We start from the raw sequence: 11,520 nt of genomic DNA, 5'->3' as shown, positions 1-11,520 counted from the left end.
GCACGCGTTCGAGGGTAGCCGTATCGATGCCGGGGCCCCGCGGGGAGGATGCGCCGGTCTCGCCAGCTTGTGAAACACCCGTCTAGAACGTTCGTCTAAGACGCTGGTAGGGTGGTCTCATGGGAAATCGAGAAGACCTCCTGGCGGGCGCCCGCAAGGCCGTCCTGGAACGCGGCCTGGCCAAGGTGACCGCCCGGGACATCGCCAGCGCCGCCGGGGTGAGCCTGGCCGCCATCGGCTATCACTTCGGTTCCAAGGATCAGCTGGTCACCGAGGCCATCACAATGGGCGTCGGCACCCAGATCGGCGACGATATGGAGGCCGCCATCCGGGACGCGGGGGAGGGTCGCACGCTGTGGGAGTCGCTGGCCGCGATCTGGAACGGCTTCGTCGATGTGGTGCAGCGCAATCGCGACGGCCTGTTGCTGAGCACCGAGAACGGCATCCAGATCGCGCGCGATCCCGCGCAGCAGGTCTACATGGCCGAGGCCAGCGCGGTCGCGCATCGGGATATTGCCGCAACCGTCCACTCGGCGTATCCGGATCTGACCGACGAGCAGGCCGCAGCGGTCGGGCAGCTGCTGTTCCTGCTGTTCCAGGGCCTCGCCATTCAAAAGATGATCGCGCCGGGTGCCGAACTGCTGGACGGTGATTCGCTGGTGACCGCCATCGAAGCCATCCGGGGCAGATGAACTCACCGTCCGGCCGGCCGGGTGAACTCAGCCCGGCGGCACGTGCCGCAGCCGGGTCATGGCGATGACGGCCAGCAGCAGCGCCGCGCCCGCCGCGATGGCGGCGGTCAGGTGCATGCCGGTCAGGAAGGCGTGCTTGGCCGCCTCGGCCATGGCGCTGCCCACCTTCCCCGGCATGTTCCGGGCGACTTCGAGAGCCGCGCCCAGGGTGTCGCGCGCGGCGCGGGCGTCGGGCTCCTGCACCCCGTAGGGCAGGGTCGTGTTGAGCTGGTTGCGGTAGATGGCGATGCTGATGCTGCCGAGAATGGAGATTCCCAGCGCCCCACCGAATTCGGCCCCGGTCTCCGAGAGCCCGGAGGCCGCGCCCGCCTGCTCCGGAGGCGCGGTGCCCACGATGAGCTCGGTGGTGATGCCGAAAACCGGTGCCAGCCCGAAGGACACCAGCAGCGATGCCGCGATGGTGAGCTCCACGCCGCCGGTCGCGGTGATCCGGGTGAGCAGCAGCAGTCCGCACGCCGCCATGGTCATGCCCCCGCCGATCATGTAGGCGGGCCGCATCACCTTCATGATGCGCGGGCCCAGCTGCGAGCCGATCATGAAGCCCAGGCCCGCCGGGATGGTGGCGAGACCCGCCCGCAGCGGCGACATGCCCAGCACCAGTTGGAAATACTGCCCGACGAACAGGGCGTACCCGAAGGCCACGAAGATCGCGACCATATTGATGGTGAGCGCGGTGCGGAAGCTGCCCAGCCGGAACAGCCGCAGATCCAGCATGGGTTCGCTGGTATTGAGCTGCCGCCGGACGAAGAGCGCGCCGACCGCGAGGCCGGCCACCAGCGCCGAGACCGCGGCCGCGCCCGGGCCGTCCTGAGCGGCCTTCTTCATGCCGAAGACCACCAAGAGCACTGCCGTCGTGCACAATCCGGCACTGACCAGATCCAGGCGGCCGGCGTCGGGATCGCGGAACTCGGGGAGCACGCGGGGCGCGAGAACGATCAGCAACACCATGACGGGCACCGCGAGCAGGAACACCGAGCCCCACCAGAAGTGCTCGAGCATGATGCCGCCCGCCAGCGGCCCGATGGAGCCGCCCACCGAGTAGGACCCCACCCACACCCCGACCGCGATGGAGCGCTGGCCCGGATCGCGAAACATGGTGAATATCAACGAGAGTGTGGACGGAGCCAGGGTGGCCCCGGCGACGCCGAGCAGGGCCCGGCAGCCGATCAGCACCGGCGCCGAGGGCGCGAAGGCCGCGATCACCGAGATCACGGCGAAGGCGGCCGCCCCGACCATCAGTAGTCGCCGTCTGCCGATGCGATCGCCGATGGTGCCCATGGTGAGCAGCAACCCGGCGACCATGAATCCGTAAACGTCGATGATCCAGAGCAATTGCGAGCTCGTGGGGCGGAGTATCTCGCTGATCTGGGGGACCGCCAGATGCAGGACGGTGAGGTCCATCGAGTACACCAGGCAGGCCAGCGCCAGCACCGCCAATCCGGCCCATTCCCGTCTCCCCACCGAGATGGCGCCGGCGTCGCTGGCGGCGGTGAGCAAGGGAGTAGGTGTGTCCACGATGACGTCCTCCATCTGCATGTCGACATACGGGTCGACAATTTTGATGTCGGTTTCAGGGTCTCAAATATTAACGCCGGACGTGGGATAAGTCCGGTGTGTTGAAAGCGCTGTATTGCAAGCCAATTCGCCTAATTCGCTGATGCACTTGCGGGTGTGCGTGCAGCGCGTTGTATACATTCGCGCGCGCTACGAACCGTCCGGTCGGGCTTTCCACTCGGGAGCACTCGAACCGTGGGCCGGAGCGGGCCACGGATGGTCCGGATACTCGGTCAGCGCGGGTCCCGCGGTGGTCACCGCGTCGTGGGTGCGTGCGTACCGGGCATCCGGCGCCGCGGCGGGTTCGTGGGCGGGCGTCCGGCCCGGCGCGGTGATCAGCCAGGATGCCGTACGGGCCAGGGCGACCCGGACATCGCGGCCGAGGCCGTCGCCACTGCGCGCGCACAGCGCGTCGAGCACGCCCGCGGCGAGCAGGTATCCGCTGGCGTGATCGAGCGCCTGGGCCGGCAGGGCGCCCACGGATGATTCGCTGCGCGAATTATTCTGTGTGCCTTCGATGAGCGAAATTCCCGATGCAGCCTGCACGATGCTGTCGAAACCGCGTCGATCACCCCATGGGCCGAGTTCACCCCAGGCCGAAACTCGGCCGTGCACAATTCCCGGGCGAATTTCCCCGGGTCGTACTCCGAGGCGTTCCAAGCTGCCTGGTCGGTAACCCGAGATGATTATGTCTGCATTGCTGATCAATTCGCGAAAAACAGGAAGTCCGGTACGCAAATCGACTACAGTGGAGCGCTTCCCCTGACAAGTGTCCAGGTACTGCCAGCCGATCTCCGGCAACCCGGGCGGGTCGATCCGCAGCACATCGGCTCCGAGCAGGGCCAATGCCCGCGTCGCCACCGGTCCGGCGATCACCCGGGTGAGATCGAGAACCCGGATCCCGCGCAGTGGGAGCAGTTGTGTTGCGGCAGTGGGGCACTCGAATCCACCCCGATCGCCGCGCTCGGCCACGGCGACGAGCGGGCCGGAGGCGGCGGCCTTGCCCTGCGGGCTGTCGGCCCACTCCCGCTCGGGGCGGACCCGCACCGCGATTGCACCGTGCTCGCCGGCCCGCTGTTCGATGTCCGCCGCCGTCAGTGTCGCTGCGCGCCGGGCGAAATCCTCGCGACCGGCCGTGCCGGGCAATTCCACGGCGGCCAGCAACCGGGCGCGATGATGCGGATAGTTGGCGTGCGTACGCACCCATGCATCCGCAGCCCTGAAGAATCCCGACAACTCTGCGAAGATGTCCGGCGGTTCGCCGTGGAGCCGGAACAGGCGCTCACTCGAGAAGGCCGCGGCGACCCGGGCCGGGTCGACCGGACCGCCCAGCGGCGTCACGCCGCAGGTGGCCCGCCAGCGATCCGCCGCCGCGGCGAAGGCCGCCACCGCACCGCCCGCCAGCGCCCAGACCGGCAGTGTCGCAGCCAGATTCGCACCCGGATCGACTGCGGGCAGCGGTGCGCCCGGGACGCCGATTCCGGCCTCGTACTCACGGACCAGCGCATCGTAGGTAGCCACGATCCGACTGTATCGCCGGCACCGGGTCCGACCACGGTGGCACATCTCACGGCATACTCGATCGGATGACAGCCCAACGACTCACCGGAACCGCCTGGCTGCGCGAACTGAAATCCGCTCCCGGCCCCGCAACCGTGCTGGTCTGCTTCCCGCCCGGCGGCGGCTCGGTCACCATCTACCGAGCGCTGGCCCAGCGCGTCGGCTCGGGTACCGCGGTGTTCGGCGTGCAGTACCCCGGCCGCCAGGACCGCCTCGGCGACGCGCCGGTGCCCGAGCTCACCGAACTGGCCGACCGGGCCGCCGCCGACCTGCTGGCCTGGCCGCGGGACGTGCACCTGGCCATCTTCGGGCACAGCATGGGTGCGACCGTCGCCTACGAGGCCGCCCGCCGGGTCGAGGCGGGCGGACGCGAGCTGACCCACCTGTTCGTCTCCGGCCGTCCCGCACCGGCTTTCGCCGAGACCGGAAGCCTGCACGCCGGACCCAACGAGGGCCTCATCGCCGATCTCGAACGGCTGTCGAACGATCCGGCGTCGGTGCGGATCCTGCGCGACGAGCCCGGTCTGGCCGAGCTGGTGCTGCCGGCCGTGCGCAGCGACTACCGCGCGGTGGAGACCTACCGGCACGAGCCCGGTGCGCCGCTGCGCGCGCCGATCACCGCGCTGGTCAGCTCCGCCGATCCGACCACCTCGGCCGCGCAGGCGGGGGAGTGGCGCGACTACACTACCGCCGGATTCGACCTCGCCACCTTCCCGGGTGGCCACTTCTATCTGGATCTGCCCGAAAACCTGCCCGCGATAGGCGATTTGATCACCCGCGCGCTGGCCGCGGCGGTTCCGGAGCGCTCGAGTTGAGCACTGCGTCTTCGTGCGGGTAGCTTCCTCCGTTGCGTCTTCGTAGCAGGAGGGGGTTCTCAATGCCCAGAACACAATTCGTCGCCGCTCCGCCCGAGGGCAGTGATCTGAAGCAGATCAGCGGGCCCGCGACGCACTGGATCGCCCAGCTGCAGCGGCAGCGGCGCGACCCCACCGGGGCCGCCTTCGAGGACGAGGCGGCCTACGGCCCGCTCTATGTCCTGAACATGTTCGGCGACAAGTGGATCATCGCCGGTGGCCCCGAGGCGGCACAGCGCATCCTGATGAACAAGGACCGGGTGTTCGCCAACGGTCCGGCGTGGGCGCCGCTGCAGGGACCGTTCTTCGACCGGGGTCTGGTCCGGCTGGATTTCGACGAGCACCGCAGCCACCGCTCGATCATGCAGCAGGCCTTCGGTCGCGGCGCCCTCACGTCGTATCTGAAGGATATGCACGAGATCGCCGACCGCCACCTGAGCAAGCTGCCGGAAGGCAGTGTGGCCGACGGCAATCCGGTGCTCATGCACCAGCACCTGCAGCGGCTCACCCTGGACATCGTGCTGGAGGTCTTCATGGGCGCGCGCCTGCCGCGCGACGAGGCCGAGCGCATCTGCGGCGCCACCATGGACATCCTGCAGGCCGGCGGCGCGATGGTGCGCGTCGCCATTCCCGGCAACCGCTGGTGGCGGGGCATGCGCGCCCGCAAGACCATGGCGGCCTTCCTCGCCGACCGCATTGTCGCCGCCCGCGAAAACCCGGGCACCGACCTGCTCTCCATGCTGTGTCAGGCCGCGGGCGACGACGGCGATCGGTTCACCGACCAGGACATCGTGAACCACATGATCTTCCTGCTGGCCGCCGCCCACGACACCACCACCACCACGCTGTCCGGGGTCGTCTACAACATGGCCAAATACCCGGAATGGCAGAAGCGCGCGCGAGCGCGCTCGCTGGAGATGCCCTTCGAACTCGGTTACGACGAGCTCGCCGAGCTGACCGAGCTCGACTGGATCATCAAGGAGACCACCCGGCTGTGCACCCCGGTGCAGATCTTCCCGCGCGCGGTGCAGGAGGACACCGAGGTGTGCGGCTATTTCGTGCCGAAGGGATCCTTCGTCGTCGTCCCGATCAGCGTCAACCACCGCCGCCCCGATATGTGGTCGCACCCCGAGGAATTCGATCCCGAGCGTTTCTCCGACGAACGCGCCGAGCACAAGCGGCATCGGGTGGCGTGGGCCCCGTTCGGGGCGGGCGCGCACAAGTGCCTCGGACAGCACTTCGCGGGCCTCGAGATCAAGACGATCGTGCATCAGCTGCTGCACACCTTCGAATGGGAGGTGCCGCAGGACTACGTCATGCCCCTCGACATGAGTGCGACGCCGCTGCCGAAGGACGATCTGCCCGTGACGCTGCGGCGTCGCTGAACCCCTGCCCGGGCCGAGAAACAGTCTCGGCCCAGGTGTTCCAGCCTTCTCAGCCGAGGTACTCCGACTCGAGTACCCGGTCCTTGAGCAGCGACTGGTACTCGATATGGGTGTCGTGCTCGACGGTGCGCCAGGCCTTGCCCTCGGCCTCACGCATGTACTGCAGGTAGTCCGGAGCGCCCGGGACGCGCATATTGTCGGCGACGACAATGCTGCCCGGGTGCAGCCAGCCCGCCGCGAGAATGTGCTTCAGGTCGGCCAGGTACACGGACTTGTCGTGGTCCACGAAGAGGAAATCGAGTGCGCCCTCGGTGATTCCGTGCTCCTCGGTGAGCCGCCGGATGGTCTCGCCGCCGTCGCCGATGGTGCCGACCACCACGGTCACCCGCTCCGCCAGCCCGGCGTGGGCGATGATGGCGCGGGCCACCTCCGCATTGGCCGCGCTGAACTCCACGGAGACGAGGCGCGCGCCCTCCGGCATGGTGCGGGCGGTGCGGACCGCGCTGTAGCCGACATAGGTGCCCAGTTCGAGCAGTAGCTTCGGATTCGCTTTGCGCACAGCGGCATCCAGCAGCAGGCCCTTCTCGTCCCCGACGTTCACCAGGTTGCTGCGGGTGCGGGCGAACTTGTCGATGGCCGCCAGCACACTCTCCGGATCGCCCTGCTCGGCGTTCGCGAGGACGTGGTCGCGCACGGCGGCCTCGCGGCCATCGCCGAATTGACCGGTGCGCGTGAAGTTTCCGAGTCCGCGCACGGTGCTGACGGCCGTGCGCACCGGATACACCACACGCTCGCGCAAGATCGACCCGATCGATGTGCCACCCATTGATTCCCCTTCGTTCGCTCTGACGGCCAGCGCGATTATGCCGGGCCCGAAGCGGTTTCGCCTCCGGGGGCAGGGGAGTCGGGAATCAGGATGGTGCGCAGGATACGACGCTTCCGGCCCGGCGCGGGGGCATTGGCCAGGCGCGGGGCCAGCACGCGGCCCAGATCGCGGGCGAAGTCGGCGAATTCGGCATCGTCGAGCCACAGACCAGCCATGCGGTAGCCGACTCCGTCTCGCAGGTAATCGATATCGCCGCCGTCGACGTACCGGTCGAAGTCGGCCATGAGCCCGGCGACGAAGCCCATGAAGGCGCGGCGGTGGTCCTCGGGACTCATGGCGTCGAGCTGGTCGGGGGTGATCTGGGCGGCGCTCAGGCGCAGCCGGTAGGTGCGCTCGACGGTGCCGCGCACACGGCGCTCGGTGACGATATCGAGGACGCCGGCGGAGACCAGCTTGGCGACATGCCGGTAGAGGCTGCCGGGCGGAACATCGCCGAGTTCGGCATTGAGCTCGCTCGTGGTCAGCGTCCGGTCGCCGAGGAATGCCTGCACGATCCGCAGCCGAACCGGGTGCAGCAGAAGTTCGACGGATTCCACGGGCTGAACACTAACACCATTGCTATCGGTATTGATAATGTTCGCATATCTGGTAGCAATCGCGCGCTCGCGCTGAGGAGAGGAATCGCGGTGTCCAACATTCCGGTAGCCGCACTGGTGCCCCTGATCGTGGTGGGGCTCGGCTTCGTCGGTTTCTGCTGGTACGACCTGGCCCGTACGCGGGTGAAGTACCTGCCGAAATGGGCGTGGGCGATCATCTGCCTGATCAGCATTCCGCTCGGCGGGATCATCTACCTGATCGTCGGCCGGGACGGTGACGCGGTCCGTGGCTGAGCCCCACCTCGAGGTCACCGATGTGTCGGTGCGCTTCGGCGACTTCTCCGCCCTGGACACCGTGAGCTGGACCGTGGACGGTCCCGGGGTGGTAGGGCTGATCGGACTCAACGGCGCGGGCAAGACCACCCTGATCCGCGCCGTGCTGGGCCTGCAACCGGTGACCGGCGGTGCCGTGCGGGTGCCGATCGGGCTGGACGCCCTCGGATACTGCCCGGACACACCGGGTTTCGAGCCCTGGCTGTCCGCGCGGGAGATCCTCGAACAGTCCATGGCCATCGGACCGGCCCACGGCGCCGGTACGTGGTCCGCCGATGCCGCGCTCGCGGCGGTCGACCTGGAACGGCACGCCCACCGGCGCGCCGGAGGGTTCTCCCGGGGCATGTTGCAGCGCTTGGGAATTGCCGCGGCACTGGTCCGCGAGCCCGAGGTGCTCATTCTCGACGAACCCACCAGCGCACTGGATCCCGAAGGCCGCGCCGCCGTGCTGGGGCTGATCCGGAACCTGGGCAGTCGGATGACGGTCGTGTTCTCCAGCCACCTGCTCGCCGATGTCGAGGATCTCGCCGACCGGCTGCTGGTCCTGCATCGCGGGCGGGCCGTCTTCGCCGGGGAGGCAGGGGAATTCCTGGATGAGCACACCGCCGCGCCGATCCTGCGGATCGCCATGACCGACGGCCGGATCATCGAGGCCGAGCAGCCGCAGTGGGGCCCGGCGCTGGCGGACGCGTCCGCGAACAGCGGCCGGCTCGACGACATCCGAATCACCCGTCCGACCTTGACCGACGCGTTCTTCGCTGCCATCGGGGAGAAACCATGAACCGCACCGTATTCCGGGTCGAGTGGTACCGGTGGCTGCGCACGCGGCGGCTGGTCGCCCTGGTCGCCGCATTCGTCCTGTTCGGATTCGTCTCGCTGCTGGGGGCGAAGTACCTGCCGGATCTGATCGGGCACTCCTCGGAAATCCAGCTGCTGCGCGTGCCCGACTGGCGAGACGGGTTGCAGCAGTATGTGAAGAACACCGGCTTGCTGGTCGCGGCGGTGGCCATGATCCTGGCCGCGCAGGCATGCGCCCTGCGCAGTACCGATCCGATCGGGATCTACTACTTCAGCCGCGAGGTCTCGCCGGTGCGGCTCTATCTGCCCCGGATCCTGGTCGCGGCGGCGGTGATCGCCGTAGCCGCCTCGATCGGGGCCGCGGTCGCGCTGTACGAGTGCTGGGCGCTGTTCGGGTCCTACCCGCTGGGTCCGGCGGTGGGTTCGCTTGCGGTGCAAGCCCTCGCGGTGGTGTCGTTCGCAGTGTTCGCCGCGGCCCTGGCGGCTCGGTTCGGCTCGGCGGGCATCGCCGCCGGGGTCACCGCCGTGGTCTACGTGGGATGCCTGCTGGTGTCGGCCGTGCCGTCGGTGCAGCCCTACCTGCCCACCACCGCCCTGCAACCGGCCATCGAGGCCGCGAGCTGGTCCCCGGCCGGCGCGGCGAAATCGCTGCTGGCCCTGCTCATCGCGACGGCATTCGCCCTGACTGCCGCCCTGACCACACCGATTCGCGCGATCAGGAGCGCTGCATAGCGGCCCGGTGCCGCGACAGCAGATACAGCCCCACCCACGACACGACGACACAGATCACCACGAGCACCCGAACCTCCTCCAGGGCGCTGCGCGGATAGAGCACGCCGGTGATGTAGTAGTCGATGAATTGAATCGGCCCGATCGAGGCTGGTCAGGAGCAATTTTTCACCCTCTGGGGCAATGCCCGGACGCTCCAGCTTGCCTAGAGCTTGCCAATTTGCCGTGCTCTGCCTGGGCCCCGTGGTCCGAAGAGCGCGGCTCCGGCGGCCTTCAGATCGCGAGGATGGGCGTCGGAGTAGATGCTCAACGACATGGCTGGATCGTGGCCGTGCCACGCTGCGACGATGTGCACCGGGATACCCGAGGCGAGCATCAGGGACACCGATGTGTTCCGCAGCCCCTTCAACGGAATTCGGCGCAGTCCGGTGCGCTTGCGAATGCGCTGGAACTCGGCGGAATACCAGTCGGGCTGCACCGGGCTGCCGTCTTCGTGCACCGCGATCAGCCGATCGTCGGACCAGGATGCACCCGTGGCCAGGCATTCCGCCTTCTGCCGGGTCTTCAACGCGCGCAGCGCGGCCGCCAGATCCGGGGGCGGCGGAAGATCGCGACGGCTCCGCCGGGACTTGGGCAAGTTCTCCTCGGTCTGTCTGCCGATGGCGACCCGTCCCCGGCGCACCCGCAACGCGGTGGCGTCGAACCGGTGCCACCGCACACCCAGTACTTCCGAGCGGCGCATCCCGTAACACGACATCAGCCAGCACGCCGCCAGGCGCTCGCCGGCGATCGCGGCTCGGAAGACTTCGACCTCGCTCATGGTCCAAGACTTCGCGTTCGTTTCGTCGTCATCGTGGTCGGTGATGTCGTCAGCCGGCCGGTCCACCAGCGCAATGACGTTGCGCGGCAAGCCACCCTGATCGACATAGGACTGAACCATCATGCTGAAGGTGGTCAGCGTCGAGCGGACCGTGACCGGCTTGACGCCCCGAGGCGCCACCGCGGTGGGTGGTGGCGCCAGCACGTAGACAGCCCGTCGAGGGCGGGTCACCCGGCCCGCCCGGACGAGGCCGGCCAGGCAGTGGTGTACGTCCCTGCCGAACTCGGCCTTGAGTTCCGCGGTCGAGATGCCTTCCGGGTGGCGTGCGATCACCGCTGCGACCTGCGACACCAGGCTGTCGGGCCGAGGCTGCCGGGGAGAGCGCCGCCCCGCGGTCAGCATCCACTCCACGAGAGCATCCCCGTCCTGCTTGGTGAGGTGCGCCAGCTTCTTGGTGCCGAGTCGGCGGCGTACCGGTTTGAGGTCTTGGCGGCAGCGCTCGAGTGAGTTTCGCCGGATTCTGCGACGATCGGCCAGCCACTGGTCGCACGCTTCCTCGACGGTGATGTCGGTGAGCTGGGTGTAGGTTCCGCGCGCGACTTCTGTTGTGATCCGGCGATATTCGCGCCGTGCCTCGGCCAAGGTCCGATAGGTGGACTGCTGCCGGTTGCGAGTACCGTCGGGCTTTGTTCCGATGTCGACCTGGAACCGATAGGTGACCGTGCCGTTCTTCGCGACGTGCTTGTTGATCGGCTCGGCCCGGCGTCTCCTTCTCGGTGCCGGTTGTGTGCCGGGCATACTGGGCCTCCTCTGTGCGGGTGGATTGCTGGAGTAAATCGGCGGTGTCGACTCAGGCTGGCGACCATGCGAATGAACAGCCGGAATCGGCGAACTACGTTTGGCTGCAAGCATTTCGGAGCCCGAAGGCATCGACGATACGCAGAAGAGGTAGGAGCGCGAGCGCACCGACAGCGCAAGGTCGCGTGCCGTTGATTCGCCTCGCGGTCCGTCCGTGGGGACAGATATGAGGCCGCGGGACCACCGTTCGACCGAGCGGAAGTGAGACCTTCCCGTTGTCCAGACGCAGGATCTGCACTGCGTGGTGAACGAGCGCGGCGGCGGACGGTGGAATGCTGCGTCGGCCAGTCAAAGAAGCTCTACCGTGTGCCGATGTCCGGGCCGTCCTCGACACGTAGTGCCTCGCGAATCCATCTGGACGGAATGCGCACTCGGTGGCCGACCCGAATGGCGGGTAGCTCACCCGATTTGACGGCGGCATAGACGGTGGAACGTCCGATCCCGAGGAGTCTGGC

General features: G+C 68.1%; 13 protein-coding genes. 6 read left to right on the top strand and 7 right to left on the bottom strand.

Features of this window, described 5'->3' with window-relative positions:
• Positions 1–119 precede the first annotated feature (119 nt).
• Positions 120–692, top strand: coding sequence for a TetR/AcrR family transcriptional regulator (locus ACFXN1_RS37155; protein ID WP_379442115.1), 573 nt, complete (start codon positions 120–122; stop codon positions 690–692).
• 27 nt (positions 693–719) lie between these two features.
• Here the strand turns inward: ACFXN1_RS37155 and ACFXN1_RS37150 are convergent, their stop codons facing one another.
• Both ACFXN1_RS37150 and ACFXN1_RS37145 read right to left on the bottom strand, forming a co-directional pair.
• Positions 720–2,288 carry an MFS transporter gene (locus ACFXN1_RS37150; RefSeq protein WP_379442114.1) on the bottom strand — a complete coding sequence of 523 codons (1,569 nt, stop codon included), beginning with the start codon at positions 2,286–2,288 and terminating at the stop codon, positions 720–722.
• A 168-nt stretch (positions 2,289–2,456) separates the two neighbouring features.
• Positions 2,457–3,827, bottom strand: coding sequence for a CoA transferase (locus ACFXN1_RS37145; protein WP_379442113.1), 1,371 nt, complete (start codon positions 3,825–3,827; stop codon positions 2,457–2,459).
• Positions 3,828–3,892: 65 nt separating this feature from the next.
• Between ACFXN1_RS37145 and ACFXN1_RS37140 the strand changes: the two genes are divergently transcribed.
• Both ACFXN1_RS37140 and ACFXN1_RS37135 read left to right on the top strand, forming a co-directional pair.
• A complete protein-coding gene (locus ACFXN1_RS37140; RefSeq protein WP_379442112.1) occupies positions 3,893–4,681 on the top strand; it encodes a thioesterase II family protein in 789 nt (262 codons plus the stop codon).
• A 62-nt stretch (positions 4,682–4,743) separates the two neighbouring features.
• Positions 4,744–6,105 (top strand): cytochrome P450, encoded by a 1,362-nt coding sequence (locus tag ACFXN1_RS37135; RefSeq protein ID WP_379442110.1) that lies wholly within the window; start codon positions 4,744–4,746, stop codon positions 6,103–6,105.
• Between the two features lie 49 nt (positions 6,106–6,154).
• Here ACFXN1_RS37135 and ACFXN1_RS37130 read toward each other — a convergent pair whose 3' ends face one another.
• Both ACFXN1_RS37130 and ACFXN1_RS37125 read right to left on the bottom strand, forming a co-directional pair.
• Positions 6,155–6,931 (bottom strand): O-methyltransferase, encoded by a 777-nt coding sequence (locus ACFXN1_RS37130; protein WP_379442109.1) that lies wholly within the window; start codon positions 6,929–6,931, stop codon positions 6,155–6,157.
• A 35-nt stretch (positions 6,932–6,966) separates the two neighbouring features.
• Positions 6,967–7,527: a helix-turn-helix domain-containing protein gene (locus ACFXN1_RS37125; protein WP_379442107.1), complete on the bottom strand. Its 561-nt coding sequence runs from the start codon at positions 7,525–7,527 to the stop codon at positions 6,967–6,969.
• A gap of 90 nt (positions 7,528–7,617) precedes the next feature.
• Here ACFXN1_RS37125 and ACFXN1_RS37120 point away from each other — a divergent pair, with 90 nt between their 5' ends.
• The 3 genes from ACFXN1_RS37120 to ACFXN1_RS37110 are packed head-to-tail and all read left to right on the top strand — an operon-like array spanning position 7,618 to position 9,390.
• Positions 7,618–7,821 carry a PLDc N-terminal domain-containing protein gene (locus ACFXN1_RS37120; RefSeq protein WP_379442106.1) on the top strand — a complete coding sequence of 68 codons (204 nt, stop codon included), beginning with the start codon at positions 7,618–7,620 and terminating at the stop codon, positions 7,819–7,821.
• Positions 7,814–8,641, top strand: coding sequence for an ABC transporter ATP-binding protein (locus ACFXN1_RS37115; RefSeq protein ID WP_379442105.1), 828 nt, complete (start codon positions 7,814–7,816; stop codon positions 8,639–8,641). The genes ACFXN1_RS37120 and ACFXN1_RS37115 overlap by 8 nt, the downstream gene beginning before the upstream one ends.
• Positions 8,638–9,390 (top strand): hypothetical protein, encoded by a 753-nt coding sequence (locus ACFXN1_RS37110; protein WP_379442103.1) that lies wholly within the window; start codon positions 8,638–8,640, stop codon positions 9,388–9,390. The genes ACFXN1_RS37115 and ACFXN1_RS37110 overlap by 4 nt, the downstream gene beginning before the upstream one ends.
• Here ACFXN1_RS37110 and ACFXN1_RS37105 read toward each other — a convergent pair.
• The 3 genes from ACFXN1_RS37105 to ACFXN1_RS37095 form a co-directional block, all read right to left on the bottom strand.
• Complete coding sequence (locus ACFXN1_RS37105) at positions 9,374–9,514, bottom strand: hypothetical protein (protein ID WP_379442150.1); 141 nt, start codon at positions 9,512–9,514, stop codon at positions 9,374–9,376. The genes ACFXN1_RS37110 and ACFXN1_RS37105 overlap by 17 nt on opposite strands.
• Before the next feature lie 78 nt (positions 9,515–9,592).
• Positions 9,593–11,005, bottom strand: a complete 1,413-nt coding sequence (locus ACFXN1_RS37100) for a tyrosine-type recombinase/integrase (RefSeq protein WP_379442102.1) — start codon at positions 11,003–11,005, stop codon at positions 9,593–9,595.
• 359 nt (positions 11,006–11,364) lie between these two features.
• Positions 11,365–11,520: helix-turn-helix domain-containing protein (locus ACFXN1_RS37095; RefSeq protein ID WP_379463812.1), on the bottom strand; the 156-nt coding region annotated here is incomplete at its 5' end.

This window comes from Nocardia sp. NPDC059154, from assembly GCF_042755705.1.
Lineage (GTDB): Bacteria > Actinomycetota > Actinomycetes > Mycobacteriales > Mycobacteriaceae > Nocardia.
Note: the sequence above shows the minus strand (reverse complement) of the source record. Positions and strands in the feature narration are given on the sequence as shown.